Below are 20,873 nucleotides of genomic sequence, written 5' to 3' on the forward strand. Positions count from 1 at the left end.
CCTGAATAACCTTTGTTGTGAAAAGAACATTAAGAGAAAAACTCAATGACAACACTACCTAAAAAGCCAAGAACGAAACCTGCGGAAGAAAGGTTAGATGACCTGATGAATGCAGCGGAAAAACTCTTTCTTTCCAAAGGGTTTGTCAATACAACTGTCAGTGAAATTGTCATCGTTGCCGATGTCGCAAAAGGTACTTTTTATCACTACTTCCAATCCAAAAATGACATTATGGAAGCCTTACGCACACGCTACATGGACTGGTATTTAGGCTACATTCAATCTGCTTTAGATTCACAAAAAAGTGCCACTGCCAAGCTGAAATCGTGGTGTGAAAATAGCGTCAAATACTATGTTGAAAAACAAAATATTCACGACATGCTATTTCATGACGAATACCACGGCCGCAGTAATGATCATGAAACCCGTGCAGTTGAACAGATTAAAGCTATTTTAGCTTTTGGTGAGCAAAACAAAGCATGGCCAGAATTGCCACATGAATTGATGGCGACAATGATTTATCACTCCATGCATGCTGCTGTTGATAATTTAGCCAATAGTACTGAGTATGATCAACATACTCTGGGCGAGATCCTATACCAACGTTTCAGCCAACTCATCAAATAACACATTTAATACTGGGTTTTATTTTTCATCCGCAAAATTTTTGTATACCCAATAGGGTGGCAATCTTATTTTCTATTACTACAGCTCTATAATTTATGATGATTTCCCCCCTAACGGGGGGATTAAATCATGGTTAACACTAAGCAGGGTTTGGTTTTGGCAAACAAGCAGATACAAAGTAAAAAAGCCCACAAACCGCAATAAATAGCCCAACATAACCTAGGTTAAAGTGACCTAAATAACTGACAATCAGAGGGGTGATCCCACCGATAGAGGCAGCTGCGCTATTATAACCAACACCTAATATTGTTGCCTGCCCATTAGATTTGCCCATCAGTACCGCTGATAAATTACACAATATCATCGCTGAGTATGCGGACATAACAACTTGAGTAAAAAAGACTAGAAGCAAACTATCTATTTGTAATAAAAAATAAAGTGGCGCTGAAAACAACACCATCCCTTTAACGCCCATATCAAAAACAGATTTAGCCGAACTATACTTGTCTGTTAGCCAACCGCATATCATCATAAAAACTAGCAATAAACCGGATGAAAATATTTCATAATAATTTTTTATCTCATCTATCTTTAATTGTTGAATAATTAGTGAGGTTGACAAACTTTGAGAGTAAAAAGTGACAGTACCTGGAATGGTAAATAAGAACACCCAAAATACATGATACCAACTAAATATCGCTTTTTTATCTAACTCATTTTTATAATTAGGTAATTTAGCTCTAAACCAAAAGCTAATAAAAATATTAACCAAACCAATTAACAATGGAATTCTCCATCCAATTGACTGCATAGTATCTTCAGATAACGTATTCTTTAGTATGAAAACGATAGCTAATGATGCAATGACTCCACACAAAGAACTACCAACAATAATTGACGAAACTCTAGATCGAATATTTCCATCTAAATCCTTAAATAAATATGTAATTAGAGAAGGAAATTCACCTGCGAAGCTAAAAGAAAGAGCCAATTGTAAAATTAATATCACTAATGGCGTATAGTTCCCTAATAATTCAATGGGTAACAGTGCCATCATTAATGTTGCCGTACCGGTTATCAAGCTTGTTAATACTAGGGCTGACTTTTTTCCTACCGTATCAGCATAGCGACCGATAACATATCCGCCTAAAGGGCGGATTAAAAAACGTAATGCAAAGATACCCCATACTATTTCTGTCGCTTGAAAATAACCTAATTTAGTTAATTCAATACTTAAATAAGTAGATATAGCTGCAAAAACTGCAATATCATAGTATTCCAAAGCATTACCAGCAACTGCACCAAATCTAAATTTCCATTTCATTTTTGTCCCTTTTCTATTAATGACTTTCCTTGTAGCAAAATATTCTGGCCTTCAGGGATAACTAGCCAAAGACTCCAAACAAGCAAGGGTAATGCCATTTTCTTTTAATGCCTGAAATAAGCCGCTAGGTGAAGTATAAGAGCAACCTAATTTTTCCTTAATACGTTGAATACGTTTGTTTTCTGTCGCTTCTGAACAACCTTGGATATAACTGATTTCTTTTACACGACAATGTGATAATAACAATCGAATACTAATTATTTCTTTACGAGTAAAACGAATATTACCAAAACGCATATAAGGATGAATATCTAAAGGTTCAAGCTCTTGTTCACTAAGCTTATAAACTCTATTCTGTGGAAACTTAATTTCCTCGCGCAAGGGTAAAATAGCATAATTATCTTTGCCTTTTTTCCATGATTCATACGCAAAATCTATAATCGTTGGCCTACACTTATAAAGTGATATCATATCGTTGAGTGAAATTATCCTCCTAGAATTAATGGAGACAATGTCATACATGTTTCCATACTTCGCACAAAAATCAATTTTCAATTTTCTTTTTTTAGTTTTTGCTAATGTGTTTATAAAGCTTTCTGAGTAATTACTCCAGTATTGAATCCCTGGAGATAACCGTTCACTTAAACGTAAATCTAAATCAGCATTCCAATATATGAGCAGCCATTCGTAATTATTTGACATAATACTCACTTGCTTATTACTAAGATCAACTCTGGTTATGGACAAATCTATATCATTCCAATCAAAATACTTTGAAAAAAGGCTTGTTAAATTAGAACAGGATTTTTCTAATAAATTATTTTCTATATCCATACACTATCCTTAATTTGATTATTTTTTTAAATTATTAGATTAAAATTAATACTTTTAAAAAACAGTATACTTATTAGTATCTGGAAGTTAATGAATTAAAGGCTCCACATCCCTACTCTCAATTTGGTTAATAATTCAATACGTTAAAATAGATATTTTAAATTAAGGGTAACTTACCAGAGACTCCAGACAAGCAAGGGTAATGCCATTTTCTTTTAATGCCTGAAATAAACCGCTAGGTGAAGTATAAGAGCAACCTAATTTTTCCTTAATACGTTGAATACGTTTATTTTCAGTCGCTTCCGAACAACCTTGGATATAACTAATTTCCTTTACCCGGCAATGTGATAATAGTAATCGGATAGTCATCATTTCTTTACGGGTAAAACGAATATTACCAAAACGCATGTAGTGGTGAGCATCTAAAATATCTCGGTTATTATCTTCAATATTTTGAGATAAGCTTATGTCAGCCCTAAGTGGTAAAATAATATTTTCATTATCTTTCCAGGCATGTTGGGAGTAATCAGAAATAACTGCTCTTAATTTATAGAGTTCTAATAATTCATTACTTGTAAATTTTTTCCTTGAATTTATTGAGGTAATTTCATATATACCACCATATTGGGTACAAAAATCCACCTTCATTTCTTTCTTATCTGTTTTAGATAATGTTTTTTGGAATGCGGCAGAGTAATTATTCCAATATTGAATACCGGGGGTTAATCGTTCCTTTACTTTTTTATCTAGGTCATCATCCCAAAACATTAAAACCCACTCATAGTGATTTGAAATAACTTTTACCACGTTATTTGTTACATCCACTCTACTGTAAGTCACATCCATATCATTCCAATCGAAATATTTTAAAAACTTATCACCAAAACCAGAACAAGACAGTTCTAAGTGTTTATTTTCAATATTCATACATCCCCCTTAAATTTAAGCAGTTAATAACCTTTGTTTTTTATTCAATAAAAATGACGCAAATAGCGTTAACGAGCTCAATGAAACAAAAACACCCACCAAGGAAACATCAATGAGGACTAAGTAATTGATAATTAATGGCGTTAACCCACCTATAATCGTCGATGCAAGGTTATACCCCATACTTAACGTCGTAACTTGCCCATTGGCTGGTTTTGCCATCGCATAATTCCAATTGCATAACACCATCGCTGAAATAATAATAATTGACGATTGGGAGATAAGTACTAATGATAAAACCTTAGTAGACATTAGGTAATAAATAGGAATTGATAATATCGCAGCGAGCTTTACCCCTAAGTTAAACACCCGCTCAGAGTAATTGTATTTATCGGTTAGCCAACCAACTATTGCCATTAAAACCAATAATAACGTTGATGATATCATTGAATATATACTTTTAAATTCTTCGAGTTCTAACTCCTTAAGTAAAAATGAAGATGAAAAATTTAAGGTATAAAAAATAACCGAACCAGGAATAACAACCAGTAAGATATTAAATGCCTTAAGCCAATCTATTTTCTGGCGCCCATCATATTCAATTGGTTGGTCTGGTAAGCGATAGCGAAACCAGAAACAGATCAGTATATTACCTAAACCTAATAGCAGTGGTATTCTCCATCCCACTCTTTGCATGGTTTCAGGGGTTAATATATTTTCAAGAATTAACACAATTCCTAACGAGCCAATAACGCCAACAACCGCACTTCCAGTTAACAACGCTGAAATTCGACCTCGTTCTTGGGGTTTAGAATCTTTATATAAATAGGTAGACAGTGATGGGCTTTCACCCGCAAAACTAAAAGATAGCAACATTTGAAGAAATAGGATGGCTAAAGGTGTATATATCCCTAATAATTCAATAGGCAGAAATGCCATACACAATGTGGCACTACCGGTAAGAATGCTGACCAAAATCATTGCCGGTTTTTTACCGACTTTATCCGCATAACGGCCAATTACATACCCCCCTAATGGCCGAATAAGAAAACGTAAAGCAAAAATCCCCCACACCAGCTCCGTTGCTTGCTGATAACCTAGGCGGGTTAATTCTGCACTTAAATATGATGAAATTGCAGCAAAAATTGCAACATCATAAAATTCTAAGGTATGCCCTGCGACAGCACCAAAACGTAATTTCCATTTCATAAAATGATCCCATGTCCCTATAGAAAACCAATAGTTAAATTAATTAATAGGCATTAATTTTTCTAAACTTGTTAATGTAATGCCGTGACCTTCCATTACCGAAAAGCATTCCTTTTGAGAGACCATTTCACAGTTTAATTTTTTCTTGATGTTTTTAACTCTTATATATTCCACCTCTTCCGAACAGCCTTGAATACGGCTAATTTCCTTGATATTTCGGTGGGAAAGCAACAAGCGGATGGTTAATGCTTCTTTGTTTGAAAATGATAACTGACCAAAACGTATAAAATTAGGGGTTTCCTTACTTCTACAAATAATAGGTACAGGTTCATCTAATTCAATTTTTTGGCGTAACGGTAATGCCACCGTTTTATTTTCAGACCATTTTTCATATGCATAATCAGAAACTATTGAACGCCATTGATATAATGAAAGTAAGTACTCATATGAGACTTTATGGTTTCCATTGAGTGAAAATATCTCAAATAAATTATTGTACCTATTACAAATATCAATTTTTTTATTTCCTTTATCGAGTTTTGTTAATATTTTCTGGTATGCATCTGAATAATTACTCCAATATTGCACCCCAGAGAATAACCGTTCTTTTAATGATAAATCCATATCATGATGCCAATAAATTAACTGCCACTCATAATTACTAGATAATGTGTATATCTTTTCCTCATCAACATTAATAATCGTATAATGGATATCAATATCATTCCAATTAAAATAATTGCAAAGATCTAACTTTACTCTAGTGCTTATTTTTTCCATCTTATTGTTTTCTATATCCATAAAAATCACCTTATAGTTATTTAAATAAAAATAAAGATAATAAAAGCGTTTAACCCATATCTTTAGCACATAAAAATAAATATTCAAAGACCAAAATTTAAAGGGATTTAAAATTAAGAATTATTTTTTATCTTGATATCTAAATTTAGTTCCAGCTAACTTAAATAATTTCAATTATATTTATATATTCACTATTGGAGATCGTATGAAACAAGATTGGCACTCGGCTGATATTATTGCAGCGATAAAGAAAAAAGGTTCTTCTCTTTCACAAATATCACGTTCAGCAGGGTTAAACTCATCAACATTAAATAACGCCTTGTCAAGACGTTGGCCTAAAGGAGAGCGTATTATTGCCGAGTTTTTGGGTGTTGCACCATCTGAAATTTGGCCATCGCGTTATAACGAAAAATAACATAAGAATAGTTTTCTTTATGCCAATAAAATATCAAGAAGATAAAGCGGGTAACTTTCTCTGTCGCCCGCTTATTATTCATTTTTAATTAAATAATAATTAATTTGAAAATTAACTTGATACTTTTAAACCAATTAACCCGGTAATAATCAAAGCAAGGCTTAACAAGCGGAACATATTTGCTGACTCACCAAGGAAAATAATCCCAACAATTGCTGTGCCCACAGCCCCAATCCCCGTCCAAATGGCATAAGCCGTGCCGACCGGTAAATCACGCATGGCGTAGGCTAACAACCCCATACTGGTAATAATAGCGACAACAGTAATAATACTCGGTGTTAAACGGGTAAAACCATGAGTATATTTTAAACCTACAGCCCATACCACTTCGCATAAACCTGCAAAAAAAAGAACGATCCAAGCCATGATTGCTTGCTCCCGTTAATTACTCGGGGTCGTCCCCATATTTAAATGACGTTGATTCAGGCCGTCCTGAATACGTATGATGTATAAATACATTATAAATATTCACAGACCCAGACTCAAGCAACGAAAAATAACAAATAAGCGCAAATCAACCATAAAATTTAACCTTTTTATACCGTTTTTTATTATTAAGCATCATAACCATCGCACTCAAAATTATACACATGTAAAGTAGATGTCTAATCTGGCAAGTTCATCGAGAAAATAGCATGAGTCTCAGAGACATCTTACTCGCCCTTTGTGTAGTCGTAATTTGGGGGGTTAACTTCGTTATCATTAAACTCGGCGTTACCGCACTTCCGCCGTTATTATTAGGCGCATTACGTTTCATGTTTGTAGCCTTTCCTGCTATTTTTATTTTCAAGCGCCCCAAAATTCCGTTCAAATTATTGCTTCTCTATGGGCTCACCATCAGCTTTGGTCAATTTGCCTTCTTATTTTGCGCGATTAGAGTGGGGATGCCAGCGGGGATTACCTCTGTTATCTTGCAATCTCAGGCCTTTTTTACCTTATTGCTCGGCGCAATGATTTTAAAAGAATCATTACAACCAACCCATTTTATTGGCATGTTTATCGCGATTGCAGGGCTAACGGTTTTAGCCAATGGCGCCACCGTCGGTGGGCTAGATGATATTCCATTACTCGGGTTAGTATTTACTTTAATTGCTGGTTTATCATGGGCTTGCGGCAACATTACCAATAGAATCATAATGAAACAGGAAGGTGCTGAGAAATGCAGTGCCCTATCATTGGTCAGTTGGAGCGCGCTGATCCCAATCATTCCCTTTTTGATTAGTTCATGGGTTTTAGAAGGTGAAGAAGCCATTGTTGAAGGGCTATCAGGCTTTAATTGGTCAGTCTTTGGTGTCATTATCTATTTAGCTTATTTATCAACATTTGTCGGCTATGGGCTTTGGGGAGTCCTGCTCGGCCGTTATGAAGCTTGGCGTGTTGCTCCTTTTTCATTGTTGGTTCCAGTCTTTGGTTTAAGCAGCAGTGCTTTATTCCTTGGAGAGCATATAAATGGCGTACAACTTGCTGGCCTCGTTTTGATCATGTTTGGCCTAATTACCACGCTTTTTGGTAAAAAAATAATCCAACAATTAAGACGAGCCTAGTTAACTAATTAATAGTCGGGAGTTTTTTAGCTTCCGATTATTTTCTTTTCTTTAACCATTCTCGTATCAACAAAAACATCGTAACAGACATTATCACTAAAAAACATCAAAAACCCAGATAAAAAGCCAATCCATCAAATAATCGCTAGCTCAAAACCAGATAAAATCCAATAAATAATCCTAAATTAGTGATACTGACAACAATTATTAAATTTATCTCAAATTTCAATTAGGTGTCTCGTTTTAGCTACTTTTTCTTTAACTTAACTATGGCTATATCTTCCTCAGTTTCACTTAAATAAATAACAAATATCATTCATTGAACAGATGGGGATGGCTATGGGTAAACAATTTATTTGGATTGTGCTCGCTCTGCTCGGTGCTTTTTCACTTGGCTACATCGCTTTATATCGTGGCGAACAAATCAATGCCTTGTGGATCGTTGTCGCTGCCGTATGTATTTATCTGATTGCATACCGCTATTACGGGCTTTTTATTGCTAAAAAAGTACTCCAAGTCGATGCAACTCGAATGACGCCTGCAATTCGTCATAATGATGGCTTAGATTACGTACCAACAGATAAAAAAGTATTATTTGGTCACCATTTTGCCGCTATCGCAGGCGCCGGCCCACTGGTTGGCCCTGTTCTTGCCGCGCAAATGGGCTATTTACCCGGTATGCTGTGGCTACTCGCTGGGGTTGTGCTAGCTGGTGCCGTACAAGATTTTATGGTGCTGTTTGTCTCAACACGTCGAGATGGCCGCTCACTGGGTGAATTAGTCAAAGAAGAAATGGGCAATACCGCAGGGGTGCTGGCTTTAATCGCTTGTTTTATGATTATGGTAATCATCTTAGCCGTACTTGCCATGATTGTCGTAAAAGCCCTCACTCATAGCCCATGGGGAACTTATACGGTTGCCTTTACTATTCCTTTAGCGATTTTTATGGGTATTTATACCCGTTATATCCGCCCAGGACGCATTGGTGAAGTTTCTATTATTGGGCTAGTTTTTCTTGTATTTGCAATTATCTCAGGGGGTTGGGTTGCTGAAAGCGAAACTTGGGCACCTTACTTTGACTATACAGGTGTTCAACTCACTTGGATGTTAGTCGGTTATGGCTTTGTTGCTGCCGTTTTGCCAGTTTGGCTATTACTCGCTCCCCGCGACTATCTATCAACCTTCTTAAAAATCGGGACTATCATTGGATTGGCAATTGGTATTTTAATTCTCAATCCAAACTTACAGATGCCATCGTTAACGAAATATATTGATGGTACAGGCCCAGTTTGGGCAGGTGATTTGTTTCCATTCTTATTTATTACGATTGCTTGTGGCGCCGTTTCTGGCTTCCATGCACTGATTTCATCAGGCACCACACCAAAAATGTTGGCTAATGAAAACCAAGCTTGCTTTATTGGCTATGGTGGCATGTTAATGGAATCTTTCGTAGCAATTATGGCATTGGTTGCCGCTTGTGTGATTGACCCGGGTGTTTATTTTGCCATGAATAGTCCCATGGCGATGTTAGCTCCCGCAGGTACGCAAGATGTGGTCGCCTCTGCGGCCCAAGTTGTCAGTAGTTGGGGCTTCCAAATCACTCCTGAGCAGCTCAACAGCATTGCGAATGACGTGGGTGAAACCAGTATTATTTCACGGGCAGGCGGTGCGCCAACACTGGCAGTTGGGATGGCGTATATTCTTCACGGTGCGCTTGGCGGCTTGATGAATGTGGCATTCTGGTACCACTTTGCCATATTATTTGAAGCATTATTTATTTTAACCGCGGTGGATGCAGGAACCCGAGCAGCACGTTTTATGCTACAAGATTTACTGGGAGTGGTGTCTCCATCTTTGAAACGTACGGATTCGCTACCCGCCAACTTGATAGCAACTGCACTGTGTGTGCTAGCTTGGGGTTATTTCCTCCACCAAGGCGTTGTCGACCCACTTGGTGGTATTAACACCTTGTGGCCATTGTTTGGTATCGCGAACCAAATGTTAGCAGGTATGGCATTAATGCTGTGTGCTGTGGTACTGTTCAAAATGAAGCGCCAAAGATATGCATGGGTCGCTTTAGTACCAACAGCATGGCTGTTAATCTGCACGATGACTGCAGGCTGGGAAAAAACCTTCAGTGAAGATGCCCGCGTCGGTTTCTTAGCTGTAGCAAATAAATTCCAAGCGATGATTGATAGCGGCAATATTCCTGTTCAATATACAGAGTCTCAATTAACTCAGTTAATTTTCAATAACCGCTTAGATGCAGGGTTAACTATTTTCTTTATGATTGTCGTGGTATTACTGGCTCTATTCTCCATCCGCACCGCGTTGAAGGCATTAAAATCTGACCAACCAACTGCGAATGAAGTACCATATGAACCCATGCCAGCCAACTATGAAGAAATCGTGGCAAATACCCGCCATCATTGATTTTCGCGGAAAAGCTTGTCACTGTTTAGGACATATACTCTTTCTCCAAAATAATTCACGTTGGAGCAAGGCGGCAAAGAAGATAATCCCTAGGAGCATACTCCAGTATGTGACTAGGGTTAGCGAATGAAGCCAACGCAGCAACAGCGTGAAGTATGAAGGAGAAAATAGGAGCATACATAACAGTATGTGACTAGGGTTAACAAGTGAAGCCAACACCGCTACAACACAAAATATGACGAGGATTTATGTTTGGAGAACTGGGAAAAGCGGCCCGCTACCTAGGCCAAGCGGCAAAAATGATGGTTGGCGTTCCCGATTACGACAACTATGTCGCTCATATGCAAAGAACACACCCTGACCAAACGCCTATGACCTATGAAGAATTTTTCAAAGAGCGTCAAGACGCACGTTACGGTGGCAAAGGTGGGTTTAAGTGCTGTTAATCACTTAAAATAGACAAAAAAAGCCGTGGTCGAGTACCACGGCTTTTTATTTTTAACGATTCAGTATAGGATCAACCGTTATTTTACGCGTGAAACATACTCACCTGAACGAGTATCAACACGGATAACTTCACCGATCTGAACAAACAGAGGAACCTTAACCACTGCGCCAGTGCTCAGTGTTGCAGGTTTACCACCTGTACCTGCGGTATCCCCTTTCAGGCCTGGGTCAGTATCAGTAATTTCTAACTCAACAAAGTTAGGTGGAGTTACCGCGATAGGACGGCCGTCCCACAGTGTTAAAATACATTCTGCTTGGTCAACTAACCATTTCGCGTTATCGCCAACGGTTTTTTCGTCCGCTGCTAACTGTTCAAAAGTTTCGTTGTTCATGAAATGCCAGAACTCACCGTCGTTGTATAGGTAAGTTAAGTTCATATCCATGACATCTGCACCTTCAACAGAGTCAGTAGACTTAAATGTTTTTTCCAACAGTTTGTTAGAAATCAGTTTACGGATACGCACACGTGCGAATGCTTGACCTTTACCCGGTTTGACGAATTCACTTTCTAAAACGACACAAGGCTCGCCATCTAACATGATTTTAAGACCTGAGCGGAATTCATTGGTACTATAAGTAGCCATGGTGATCCTCTAATTTATAAACTAAAAATGGCATAGCCAAAAAATGGTCGATATTGTAACTCAAAATACCTCATCCAGAGAAGTCTGGATACAACAACTTGCTGAAGCAATCACTAATCCAGATGAATTGCTGCAAATACTTAACCTAGAAAATCATCTTTTATCGAAAGAAGGCAGTGAGGCACGTAAATTATTTCCTTTACGCGTTCCAGTGCCCTTTATTTCCCGCATGAAAAAAGGTGATCCACTAGACCCTCTGCTATTGCAGGTATTAACTGCAAAAGCAGAGTTTGATATACATCCAGGTTTTTCTACTGACCCACTAGAAGAGCAGGATAATGAAATTCCAAGTTTACTGCATAAATACCACAACCGCGCATTACTGCTGGTAAAAGGTGGCTGCGCAGTCAACTGTCGCTACTGTTTTCGCCGGCATTTTCCTTACGAAGACAACAAAGGAAATAAAAATAACTGGTTGATGGCTGTGGATTATATAAAAAACCACACCGAACTCAATGAAATCATCTTCTCAGGTGGTGATCCGTTGATGGCAAAAGACCATGAACTTGATTGGCTCATCAGCCAATTAGAGGCGATTCCTCATATAAAACGCCTTAGAATTCATACTCGTTTGCCTGTGGTGATACCAGAACGCATTACAGATACGCTCTGTAAACGTCTTGCTAGCTCTAGGTTACAGGTCATTATGGTTACACACGTTAATCATGCTAACGAAATTGACGAGCCATTCACCAAGGCAATACAAAAACTAAAACTATCAGGTGTGACATTATTAAACCAAAGCGTATTACTGCGCCAAGTTAATGACAACGTGACGGCTCTGATGAATTTAAGTAATGCCTTATTTGATGCAGGTATTTTACCTTATTACTTACATGTATTAGATAAAGTTCAAGGCGCTGCGCACTTTTTAGTGAGTGATACCGAAGCTAGACAATTGATACAGCAATTACTGAGTAAGGTCTCTGGGTACCTTGTACCTAAGCTCGCTCGGGAAATAGGGGGAGAGCCAAGTAAAACACTGCTTGACCTTAACTTAAGACAGAACTAGAAAGCAAAACGCCCAAACAATTATTTGGGCGCTATGAATTCATTTTAGGGGCACTTATAAACTTGGCCAACCATTTTGCTATCTAATGGAATGAAGCTAGATAACACGGTTTCACTTGGACTTGATGCACCAAAAATCACGTTACCGCCCATCGCCGCTGCTTTATTACGTAAATCATTTGCTGCGCTGCGCATTGAGCTAGATTCATTGTTGACACCACTCAACCAGTTGCTTTGAGTCCCTGCAACCTGACCGAGAAGTTGGCAATCACTTCCAGGTTGATTCTCAACAAAACGAACTTGTGAGCCTGCCGCAGTCAAATTAGTTGTTGTTGAACAACCTGCTAAAAGCAATAATGCAGCAGCACCAAGCAAGACTTTAATTCGCATGTTTTCCCTCATTTTTCATTGTGTTTTTGCAGCTGGTTTGAAAATCTCTTTAGTTCCAATAGCCTACTAATTGAAATATCTAGGAGGTGATTAACATACAGCGTCATAATTGCCGCACATCACCAGCCGAATAGAGTCTACCACAAATTAATCAAGAACCTGCTCTATTCTTTGCTAATTCAAACCACTTACCTTACGTTAAATATAACCTGCGAAGCAACATTGACGCAAAAATAAATCATATAACGCATTAATTGTATCTTGTTTTGATATATTACCTTCATCAATAATTAATGGTTATTTATTAATTAAAAATCAATAAAAAAACCGGCACCGCTAGAAATATAACGATGCCGGTCTTATGGTGGGTAGCCCTAACCTAGTTAGTAACTACTTGAGCTTGATGTCGCCAACTGGCTTACATCATACCGCCCATTCCACCCATGCCGCCCATACCAGCAGCACCTAAGTCAGGTGCATCTGATTTTGGCAGATCAGTGATCATCGCTTCAGTTGTGATCATCAGACCTGCGATAGACGCTGCGAATTGCAGAGCAGAACGCGTTACTTTAGTTGGGTCTAAGATACCCATGTCGATCATATCGCCATAAGTGTCAGTCGCCGCGTTGTAACCTTCGTTACCTTTTGCTGCTTTCACGTTGTTAACAACAACAGAGGCTTCTTCACCTGCGTTAGTAACGATTTGACGCATTGGCGCTTCCATCGCACGCAGAGCAACACGAATACCTACGTTTTGTTCTTCGTTTTCACCAGTCAGTGCTTCCAGTTTCGCTGCAACGCGAACCAGTGCAGTACCACCACCAGCAACAACACCTTCTTCGACAGCGGCACGAGTTGCATGCAGAGCATCGTCAACACGAGCACGTTTTTCTTTCATTTCAACTTCAGTTGCTGCGCCCACTTTAATTACTGCGACACCGCCTGCTAATTTAGCAACGCGCTCTTGCAGTTTTTCACGGTCGTAATCTGAAGAAGATTCTTCGATTTGTTGACGAATTTGAGTAACACGGTTTGCAATCGCAGACTCTTCACCCACACCATCAATGATAGTGGTTGTGTCTTTGTTGATAACGATACGCTTTGCTTGACCTAAATCTTCTAATGTCGCTTTTTCTAACTCCATACCGATCTCTTCAGAGATAACAGTACCATTGGTCAGAATTGCGATATCTTGTAGCATTGCTTTACGACGGTCACCGAAGCCGGGTGCTTTAACCGCTGCAACTTTAACAATACCACGCATGGTGTTAACAACCAGAGTTGCCAGTGCTTCACCTTCAACATCTTCAGCGATGATTAACAGTGGTTTGCTTGCCTTAGCAACGCCTTCTAATACTGGCAGTAATTCACGGATGTTAGAAACTTTTTTGTCAACTAACAGGATGAATGGGTTTTCTAACTCAACAGCACCAGTTTCTGGTTTGTTGATAAAGTAAGGAGACAGGTAACCGCGGTCAAATTGCATACCTTCAACCACATCCAGCTCGTCTTCCAGACCAGTACCTTCTTCAACTGTGATAACGCCTTCTTTACCGACTTTATCCATCGCTTCTGCAATTAATTTACCCACGGTTTCGTCGGAGTTTGCAGAAATTGTACCAACCTGTGCGATTGATTTAGTGTCTGAACAAGGAACTGACAGTGCTTTCAGTTCTTCAACAGCAGCAACAACTGCTTTGTCGATACCGCGTTTCAGGTCCATTGGATTCATACCCGCAGCAACCGCTTTTAAGCCTTCAGTAATGATAGCTTGAGCTAGTACAGTTGCCGTTGTAGTACCGTCACCTGCAGCGTCGTTAGCTTTAGAAGCAACTTCTTTCACCATTTGTGCGCCCATGTTTTCGAATTTGTCTTCTAATTCGATTTCACGAGCAACTGAAACACCATCTTTGGTGATAACTGGTGAGCCAAAAGATTTATCTAAAACTACGTTACGGCCTTTAGGACCTAAAGTCACTTTTACTGCGTCTGCCAGAACATTCACACCACGAAGCATTTTCGTACGTGCATCACTACCAAATTTAACGTCTTTAGCTGCCATTATCTCTTTCCTTCAAATTCTTTTCGTTCGTTGAGAAGTTTTAAGTGAAAATTACGCTTCAACAATTGCCAGAATGTCACTTTCGGACATAATCAGGACTTCTTCATTGTCGATTTTTTCAGCTTTCACGCCATAACCATCGTTAAAGATTACGATATCGCCAACTTTCACATCCAGTGCTTTGATTTCACCATTTTCGAGGATGCGGCCGTTGCCAACTGCAAGAACTTCACCACGAGTTGATTTGCTTGCAGCAGTACCCGTCAGAACGATCCCGCCTGCAGATTTTGATTCAACTTCTTTACGTTTAACGATAACACGGTCATGCAATGGACGAATTTTCATTAATAGTTCTCCTATAAATAAAGTCCATACTAGGTAAAAGGACGATACCAGCATGTCTTAAATAAACTAGTACCATGTTTGAGCAGATTGGGGCGAAGAAGAGGGACTTCAAGGGGGGAGATAAAAAATTTTTCATTTTTATCTCCCCATAAATAGGATGGTTTTATGGTTTAGGGCGATCGTCTTTATCTGACGAATCTGTTTTATCTGAATTATCGATTGTAAAAGAAGGATCGTCTTGCTTACGTTGGAATTCCCCCTCAAAAGTATCGCCACGTTGAAAGCCGCCATTTCCCGTTTGGTTAAAACCAGCACCTGGTTGGTAGAAACGAATATGAGGAATTAAGCGCATTACAATAAGCTTTTGAATTGGCGGTAGTAATAACAGTAAACCAATAAAATCCGTAAAGAACCCAGGCACAATCAACAAGAAACCCGCTAAGACCAATGCAACGCTCTTGATCATTTCAGCTGCAGGGCTTTCACCTGATGCTAACTTTTGTTGGATTTGCAGTACATTTTTCATACCTTGATTTTTCACAAGTGACACACCTAAGCAGGATGTCAAAACGACTAAAATTAACGTCATTAAAACACCAACTTCAGATGCAACCCGCACAAAAATGACGGATTCAATGTAAACGAGAATACATATCAGAATGAGTGGTAACCAGCGCACAAGTTCTCCTTTATTTCAATAAGCTATCGATTATTTTACGCCCCTAGGGAAACCTTTGTGAACTGCATCTAAGAGACAACTATCAATATTCGCTTTTTTCTTTAGTATAGCCATAATAATTGGGGCAGATATAACGCTTTTCAACTCACGGATTTTTTTCATTAATGGTACTTATCTGTGATGAATATCACACAACGTGAAATCTGTTGCATAAATCAAACTATATAGTGATCTAGGTTCAAGGCAATAGATGATTAAAAGCATATCATCTACCCATAAATCAGTAGATCATAATGCTGACAACGTAGTAGACGGTGTTAATTGCTTGTAAAGTTTTACTTTGCAATATTAATCACCTGTGAATTTTGTTTTACGAAGTATCGATTTTTAAAGCGCATAAACGGACAGTAACTGTAATCTAATTAAGAAGGTTCTCATGTCAAACAATACTCGTATCGAAGAAGACCTGTTAGGTAAAAAAGAAGTTCCAGCTGATGCCTATTATGGTGTTCATACTCTGCGTGCGATTGAAAACTTTTATATCAGCGACCGCACCATTAACGATGTCCCAGAATTTATTCGTGGCATGGTTATGGTTAAAAAAGCGGCGGCTTTAGCCAACAAAGAACAGCACACTATTCCACGTAATATCGCGGATACCATCATCAAAGCGTGTGACGTTGTTCTAAATGAAGGCAAATGCATGGACCAATTCCCGGTTGACGTATTCCAAGGTGGTGCGGGCACATCACTGAACATGAATACCAACGAGGTTCTAGCAAACATCGGTCTTGAACTGATGGGTCATAAAAAAGGTGAGTATGAATTCTTAAATCCAAATGACCACCTGAACAAAAGTCAATCCACTAACGATGCATACCCTACAGGGTTCCGTATCGCAGTGTATAATTCTATATTGAAGTTAATTGAGTCTGTTGAATACCTGAAAAAAGGCTTTGAAGCTAAAGCTGAAGAATACAAAGACATTCTGAAAATGGGTCGTACCCAGCTGCAGGATGCCGTTCCAATGACTGTCGGCCAAGAATTCCATGCTTTCGCTACTCTCTTAAAAGAAGAAGAGAAAAACTTAAAACGCAGCATTGAATTACTGCTCGAAGTTAACTTGGGCGCAACTGCTATTGGTACAGGCCTGAATACTGCTCCTGGTTACTCAGAACTTGCAGTTAAAAAATTAGCAGAAGTAACTGGTTTACCATGCGTTCCAGCAGAAGACTTAATCGAAGCAACCTCTGACTGTGGTGCTTACATCACTGTTCATGCAGGCTTAAAACGTCTAGCGATGAAACTGTCTAAAATTTGTAACGACTTACGTCTGCTATCTTCAGGTCCTCGTGCTGGCCTTAAAGAAATCAACTTACCTGAGTTACAAGCTGGTTCGTCTATCATGCCAGCAAAAGTTAACCCTGTTATTCCTGAAGTCGTCAACCAAGCATGTTTCAAAGTTATTGGTAATGATATCTGTGTAACGATGGCTGCTGAAGCAGGTCAATTACAATTAAATGTAATGGAACCAGCGATTGGCCAAGCGATGTTCGAGTCTATCTCTCTGATGAGCAACGCATGTCGTAACCTGCAAGAAAAATGTATTAGCGGCATTACTGTGAACAAAGAAATCTGTGAAGCATTTGTATTTAACTCCATCGGTATCGTCACTTATCTGAACCCATTCATTGGTCACCATAATGGTGATATCGTGGGTAAAATCTGTGCTGAAACGGGTAAGAGCGTACGCGAAGTTGTTTTAGAACGCGGTTTACTGACTGAAGCAGAACTGGATGATATTTTCTCTGTTGAGAACTTAAAACACCCAGCTTATAAAGCAAAACGCTTTGATGACTAAAAATTTATGTTTATCATAAATAATACTTAAAAATAAAGGCACGCCTCTCAACAGAAAGCGTGCCTTTTTTGATTAATACACACACAAATAATTAACATAACAGTTTCATAATTTTAATTTTCATTTTGTCGAGGAGTAAACACTATGTTAGCCGTAGAATTTATTATTGTTCTGCTGGCCATCTTTTTGGGGGCCCGTTTAGGTGGGATAGGTATCGGCTTTGCCGGTGGCCTTGGTGTACTGGTACTCGCAGCTATTGGCGTAAAACCAGGAACCATTCCATTTGACGTTATCTCAATTATCATGGCTGTTATTGCCGCTATCTCTGCAATGCAAATTGCTGGAGGTCTGGACTATTTAGTTGCCCAAACCGAAAAATTACTGCGTCGTAATCCTAAGTACATCACCATCCTTGCACCTATTGTTACCTACTTTCTGACACTTTTCGCAGGGACAGGTAATATCTCGTTAGCAACACTGCCTGTTATTGCAGAAGTCGCTAAAGAACAGGGAGTGAAACCTTGTCGTCCATTATCGACTGCGGTCGTTGCAGCACAGATAGGTATTACAGCATCACCAATTTCTGCGGCAGTGGTTTACATGGCATCCGTCATGGAAAACCCAGCAATGGTGGGTGCAGGTAACACAGTCAGCTATATTTCGCTTCTAAGTGTTCTATTACCTGCGACATTCCTTGCTATCATTTTGATGTCATTCATCATCTCTTGGACGTTTAACTCTAAATTATCTGATGACCCTATCTACCAAAAACGTTTAGCTGAAGGTTTAGTTGAACTGCGTGGTAGCCAAGTTAAAGAAATCAAAGCGGGCGCTAAGTCTTCTGTACTGCTGTTCTTGCTTGGGGTTGTTGGCGTTGTCTGCTATGCCATCATTAACAGCCCAAGCTTAGGGATTGTTGAAACACCATTAATGAACACCACAAATGCAATTTTGATTATCATGCTGACTGTGGCGACATTAATCACTATTTTCTGCCGTGTAAATACTGATGCTATCTTGAACTCAAGTACCTTTAAAGCAGGTATGAGCGCATGTATTTGTATTTTAGGTGTGGCTTGGTTAGGTGATACTTTCGTACAGCACAACATTGACTGGATCAAAGAAACTGCGGGTGATTTAATTCATGAACATTCTTGGATGTTAGCAGTTATATTCTTCTTCTGCTCCGCTTTACTATACTCACAAGCCGCAACAGCGAAAGCTCTGATGCCAATGGCATTAGCGCTGAATGTTAGCCCATTAACTGCTATCGCATCATTCTCTGCGGTTTCTGGCCTATTTATTCTGCCTACCTACCCAACACTGGTTGCAGCAGTACAGATGGATGACACAGGGACAACGCGTATTGGCCGATTCGTCTTTAACCACCCATTCTTTATTCCAGGCACTATCGCTGTCGCATTAGCTGTTTCATTCGGCTTCTTATTTGGCGGTATGATCCTATAGTTTATATTAATTAAAATTAATCTTATACAGGCCCGTGCAAATAGCACGGGTTCTTTATACCTACCTATAACATATTATTTTTGTTATCCCATATAAAGTCACGTAGGCAATTATAAAAATACAATAACCATTTAGATAAAAAACTCAAACTATTTTTTAATAATATGTATTTAAATATATTACTTTAGATTATAAACAAATCAAAATAAGAATTTTTCTAATAATATATATTAAGGCTATACATATAATTGTAACAAATAATGACTACAATTACGCAATAATAAGTTATCTCATTTTTTCCTTACAATTACCAGGTGGAATATAGATTCAAGAATAAAATAAAAATAAATAAAAATCAGAATAAAGCTCTGATATTTACTCCTGAATAGGTAGTAATGCTAAGCCATCTTTCTTGACACATGAATTGAAGGCACCAAAGATAGAAATAATCTATCAAAAATTTAAAATCAATCCGCCATAAATATTGGTAATCATTAACTCATCCTTGTTTAATAACACCCGAAAAATCTGATAATGATAATTTAATTACTCGGAGTAATACGAATTAAATATCAAGAACTTTTCAATAGCAAAAATAATTTATTTTAACAAAATTTATATATTTGGAGGAGGTATGCTAAATACTCAACGAAATAAAAACACAAATGTAACCGTTTATATTGGAACCTTTTTAAAGCACCGCAGAAAAGTGGTTGGTTTAACTGGTGCACAATTAGCTTCTCGCCTAAGAATCAGCCAGCAGCAAGTTTCCCGTTATGAAAGAGGTAAAAATGCCATTACTATCCAAGGTCTTTTGGACATTTTACAAGCTCTCGAATTGCGAAAACATGACATCGATGACTTTATGAAAAAAGTCTTTCAGTATTACTATATCGATGCAGCGTTAGAAGCTAAATTGATCAATTAAAGCCCGATATAAACCCATGAAGTTCGTTCCAGGGGGGTTCTTCCCCCTCCTGTGTGCTTAAAACTCCCCACTTTAAAATACCCATTCAATTTCTTATTTGATTTTATTTCACCTCAGAAACGGCGCCTCATGATAGCACTGCAAACCGCTATAATTCACAATTGAACATTGTTATGATGGAGAAAAATCAGACATTATTGTGATGGAGTTAACAATGCCTATCCAACGTGAAATTATTTTAAGTCATGCGTTAAATCAATTGGAAATCCAAGGGTTATCCGCATCTACAGAAAATTTACTCAGCGAAATTGAATCTGATTTCTCTACTATTCGGCAGTTTTGGCCAGACGATGAAGCTCTTGTTTATGATTGCTTGCGCTATCATAGCCAGCAAATTGAAGTATGGCAGCGCCAAACCTTGCTAGATGAATCCCTAAACCCGCAACAAAAATTAATGGCTCGTTACCAACAATTGTCTGAAAAAGTCAGTGAAGGGCGTTTTCCGGGCTGTTTATTCATTTCTGCATGTAATTATTATCCAGATGCAGAACACCCTATCCACCAATTAAGCCGCCTACAAAAAGATAATTCGTTTCATTTCACAAAAAGCCTATTAGATGAGCTAGATATTGAAGACTCGGAATTAGTTGCTAACCAAATGGAGTTAGTGCTCGAAGGCTGTTTAAACCGCTTATTAGTACAAAGGGACATTCAAGATGTCGAGATTGCACAACACCTTTCTGAGGATATCCTGACAATCGCACTGTGCCGTAAAAAAGGAGCGTTAAGCTAAAAAACCAATTAA

21 protein-coding genes are annotated in these 20,873 nt (G+C 38.5%); 10 read left to right on the forward strand and 11 right to left on the reverse strand.

Annotated elements, in window-relative coordinates; all coding sequences use genetic code 11:
• The first annotated feature begins 45 nt into the window (after positions 1–45).
• Entirely contained in the window at positions 46–627 is a 582-nt protein-coding gene (locus PR725_RS01525; protein ID WP_272567281.1) for a TetR/AcrR family transcriptional regulator, read from the forward strand.
• 139 nt (positions 628–766) lie between these two features.
• Here PR725_RS01525 and PR725_RS01530 read toward each other — a convergent pair whose 3' ends face one another.
• From PR725_RS01530 to PR725_RS01550, 5 genes are all read right to left on the reverse strand, one after another.
• Positions 767–1,951, reverse strand: a complete 1,185-nt coding sequence (locus PR725_RS01530) for an MFS transporter (RefSeq protein ID WP_117162574.1) — start codon at positions 1,949–1,951, stop codon at positions 767–769.
• Between the two features lie 51 nt (positions 1,952–2,002).
• Positions 2,003–2,785, reverse strand: coding sequence for a helix-turn-helix transcriptional regulator (locus tag PR725_RS01535; protein ID WP_117162575.1), 783 nt, complete (start codon positions 2,783–2,785; stop codon positions 2,003–2,005).
• A 162-nt stretch (positions 2,786–2,947) separates the two neighbouring features.
• Complete coding sequence (locus tag PR725_RS01540) at positions 2,948–3,712, reverse strand: helix-turn-helix transcriptional regulator (RefSeq protein WP_123382253.1); 765 nt, start codon at positions 3,710–3,712, stop codon at positions 2,948–2,950.
• 15 nt (positions 3,713–3,727) lie between these two features.
• On the reverse strand, positions 3,728–4,921 hold the full coding sequence (locus tag PR725_RS01545; protein WP_123382252.1) for an MFS transporter: 1,194 nt from the start codon (positions 4,919–4,921) through the stop codon (positions 3,728–3,730).
• Between the two features lie 39 nt (positions 4,922–4,960).
• A complete protein-coding gene (locus PR725_RS01550; RefSeq protein ID WP_109911642.1) occupies positions 4,961–5,722 on the reverse strand; it encodes a hypothetical protein in 762 nt (253 codons plus the stop codon).
• A 205-nt stretch (positions 5,723–5,927) separates the two neighbouring features.
• Here PR725_RS01550 and PR725_RS01555 point away from each other — a divergent pair, with 205 nt between their 5' ends.
• The gene (locus PR725_RS01555; protein ID WP_004908101.1) at positions 5,928–6,137 is read left to right on the forward strand and encodes a helix-turn-helix domain-containing protein; all 210 of its coding nucleotides are present in this window, start codon (positions 5,928–5,930) and stop codon (positions 6,135–6,137) included.
• A gap of 111 nt (positions 6,138–6,248) precedes the next feature.
• Here PR725_RS01555 and sugE read toward each other — a convergent pair whose 3' ends face one another.
• Positions 6,249–6,563 (reverse strand): quaternary ammonium compound efflux SMR transporter SugE, encoded by a 315-nt coding sequence (gene sugE / locus PR725_RS01560; RefSeq protein WP_110731655.1) that lies wholly within the window; start codon positions 6,561–6,563, stop codon positions 6,249–6,251.
• A 269-nt stretch (positions 6,564–6,832) separates the two neighbouring features.
• Between sugE and PR725_RS01565 the strand changes: the two genes are divergently transcribed.
• From PR725_RS01565 to PR725_RS01575, 3 genes are all read left to right on the forward strand, one after another.
• A complete protein-coding gene (locus tag PR725_RS01565; protein WP_272567287.1) occupies positions 6,833–7,741 on the forward strand; it encodes an EamA family transporter in 909 nt (302 codons plus the stop codon).
• A 339-nt stretch (positions 7,742–8,080) separates the two neighbouring features.
• On the forward strand, positions 8,081–10,174 hold the full coding sequence (gene cstA, locus PR725_RS01570; protein WP_004908095.1) for a pyruvate/proton symporter CstA: 2,094 nt from the start codon (positions 8,081–8,083) through the stop codon (positions 10,172–10,174).
• Between the two features lie 248 nt (positions 10,175–10,422).
• Positions 10,423–10,620, forward strand: coding sequence for a YbdD/YjiX family protein (locus PR725_RS01575; RefSeq protein ID WP_004908094.1), 198 nt, complete (start codon positions 10,423–10,425; stop codon positions 10,618–10,620).
• Positions 10,621–10,698: 78 nt separating this feature from the next.
• Here PR725_RS01575 and efp read toward each other — a convergent pair whose 3' ends face one another.
• Positions 10,699–11,265, reverse strand: a complete 567-nt coding sequence (efp, locus tag PR725_RS01580; RefSeq protein WP_004258667.1) for an elongation factor P — start codon at positions 11,263–11,265, stop codon at positions 10,699–10,701.
• A 43-nt stretch (positions 11,266–11,308) separates the two neighbouring features.
• Between efp and epmB the strand changes: the two genes are divergently transcribed.
• A complete protein-coding gene (epmB, locus tag PR725_RS01585) occupies positions 11,309–12,337 on the forward strand; it encodes an EF-P beta-lysylation protein EpmB (RefSeq protein ID WP_004908091.1) in 1,029 nt (342 codons plus the stop codon).
• 44 nt (positions 12,338–12,381) lie between these two features.
• On the opposite strand, the gene PR725_RS01590 is transcribed toward epmB, so the two are convergent.
• The 4 genes from PR725_RS01590 to PR725_RS01605 all read right to left on the reverse strand — a co-directional run bounded on the left by PR725_RS01590 (position 12,382) and on the right by PR725_RS01605 (position 15,812).
• On the reverse strand, positions 12,382–12,726 hold the full coding sequence (locus tag PR725_RS01590) for a DUF4156 domain-containing protein (RefSeq protein ID WP_004908089.1): 345 nt from the start codon (positions 12,724–12,726) through the stop codon (positions 12,382–12,384).
• A gap of 418 nt (positions 12,727–13,144) precedes the next feature.
• The gene (gene groL / locus PR725_RS01595; RefSeq protein WP_109911639.1) at positions 13,145–14,788 is read right to left on the reverse strand and encodes a chaperonin GroEL; all 1,644 of its coding nucleotides are present in this window, start codon (positions 14,786–14,788) and stop codon (positions 13,145–13,147) included.
• A 51-nt stretch (positions 14,789–14,839) separates the two neighbouring features.
• On the reverse strand, positions 14,840–15,133 hold the full coding sequence (locus tag PR725_RS01600) for a co-chaperone GroES (RefSeq protein ID WP_004908085.1): 294 nt from the start codon (positions 15,131–15,133) through the stop codon (positions 14,840–14,842).
• Positions 15,134–15,296: 163 nt separating this feature from the next.
• Positions 15,297–15,812 (reverse strand): FxsA family protein, encoded by a 516-nt coding sequence (locus PR725_RS01605; RefSeq protein WP_004908083.1) that lies wholly within the window; start codon positions 15,810–15,812, stop codon positions 15,297–15,299.
• A 436-nt stretch (positions 15,813–16,248) separates the two neighbouring features.
• Here PR725_RS01605 and aspA point away from each other — a divergent pair, with 436 nt between their 5' ends.
• The 4 genes from aspA (at position 16,249) to dicD (ending at position 20,861) form a co-directional block, all read left to right on the forward strand.
• Entirely contained in the window at positions 16,249–17,673 is a 1,425-nt protein-coding gene (gene aspA / locus PR725_RS01610; RefSeq protein WP_004908081.1) for an aspartate ammonia-lyase, read from the forward strand.
• Positions 17,674–17,817: 144 nt separating this feature from the next.
• Complete coding sequence (locus PR725_RS01615; protein WP_004258703.1) at positions 17,818–19,140, forward strand: anaerobic C4-dicarboxylate transporter; 1,323 nt, start codon at positions 17,818–17,820, stop codon at positions 19,138–19,140.
• Positions 19,141–19,774: 634 nt separating this feature from the next.
• Positions 19,775–20,068: a helix-turn-helix domain-containing protein gene (locus tag PR725_RS01620; protein WP_004908080.1), complete on the forward strand. Its 294-nt coding sequence runs from the start codon at positions 19,775–19,777 to the stop codon at positions 20,066–20,068.
• Positions 20,069–20,288: 220 nt separating this feature from the next.
• Entirely contained in the window at positions 20,289–20,861 is a 573-nt protein-coding gene (gene dicD / locus PR725_RS01625; protein WP_411268619.1) for a division control transcriptional repressor DicD, read from the forward strand.
• The last annotated feature ends 12 nt before the right edge of the window (positions 20,862–20,873 follow it).

Origin of the sequence: Providencia sp. PROV255 (assembly GCF_028478065.1) — a bacterium.
GTDB classification, from domain to species: domain Bacteria; phylum Pseudomonadota; class Gammaproteobacteria; order Enterobacterales; family Enterobacteriaceae; genus Providencia; species Providencia rettgeri.

Excerpts from the sequence above, each read along its gene's own strand:
- PR725_RS01535 (WP_117162575.1), bottom strand. The coding sequence starts at position 2,785 with ATGGATATAGAAAATAATTTATTAGAAAAATCCTGTTCTAATTTAACA.
- PR725_RS01545 (WP_123382252.1), bottom strand. The coding sequence starts at position 4,921 with ATGAAATGGAAATTACGTTTTGGTGCTGTCGCAGGGCATACCTTAGAA.
- PR725_RS01555 (WP_004908101.1), top strand. The coding sequence starts at position 5,928 with ATGAAACAAGATTGGCACTCGGCTGATATTATTGCAGCGATAAAGAAA.
- PR725_RS01550 (WP_109911642.1), bottom strand. The coding sequence starts at position 5,722 with ATGGATATAGAAAACAATAAGATGGAAAAAATAAGCACTAGAGTAAAG.
- PR725_RS01600 (WP_004908085.1), bottom strand. The coding sequence starts at position 15,133 with ATGAAAATTCGTCCATTGCATGACCGTGTTATCGTTAAACGTAAAGAA.
- PR725_RS01575 (WP_004908094.1), top strand. The coding sequence starts at position 10,423 with ATGTTTGGAGAACTGGGAAAAGCGGCCCGCTACCTAGGCCAAGCGGCA.
- sugE (WP_110731655.1), bottom strand. The coding sequence starts at position 6,563 with ATGGCTTGGATCGTTCTTTTTTTTGCAGGTTTATGCGAAGTGGTATGG.
- PR725_RS01565 (WP_272567287.1), top strand. The coding sequence starts at position 6,833 with ATGAGTCTCAGAGACATCTTACTCGCCCTTTGTGTAGTCGTAATTTGG.
- efp (WP_004258667.1), bottom strand. The coding sequence starts at position 11,265 with ATGGCTACTTATAGTACCAATGAATTCCGCTCAGGTCTTAAAATCATG.
- PR725_RS01590 (WP_004908089.1), bottom strand. The coding sequence starts at position 12,726 with ATGCGAATTAAAGTCTTGCTTGGTGCTGCTGCATTATTGCTTTTAGCA.
- epmB (WP_004908091.1), top strand. The coding sequence starts at position 11,309 with ATGGTCGATATTGTAACTCAAAATACCTCATCCAGAGAAGTCTGGATA.
- cstA (WP_004908095.1), top strand. The coding sequence starts at position 8,081 with ATGGGTAAACAATTTATTTGGATTGTGCTCGCTCTGCTCGGTGCTTTT.
- groL (WP_109911639.1), bottom strand. The coding sequence starts at position 14,788 with ATGGCAGCTAAAGACGTTAAATTTGGTAGTGATGCACGTACGAAAATG.
- PR725_RS01530 (WP_117162574.1), bottom strand. The coding sequence starts at position 1,951 with ATGAAATGGAAATTTAGATTTGGTGCAGTTGCTGGTAATGCTTTGGAA.
- PR725_RS01615 (WP_004258703.1), top strand. The coding sequence starts at position 17,818 with ATGTTAGCCGTAGAATTTATTATTGTTCTGCTGGCCATCTTTTTGGGG.
- PR725_RS01620 (WP_004908080.1), top strand. The coding sequence starts at position 19,775 with ATGCTAAATACTCAACGAAATAAAAACACAAATGTAACCGTTTATATT.
- PR725_RS01525 (WP_272567281.1), top strand. The coding sequence starts at position 46 with ATGACAACACTACCTAAAAAGCCAAGAACGAAACCTGCGGAAGAAAGG.
- PR725_RS01540 (WP_123382253.1), bottom strand. The coding sequence starts at position 3,712 with ATGAATATTGAAAATAAACACTTAGAACTGTCTTGTTCTGGTTTTGGT.
- aspA (WP_004908081.1), top strand. The coding sequence starts at position 16,249 with ATGTCAAACAATACTCGTATCGAAGAAGACCTGTTAGGTAAAAAAGAA.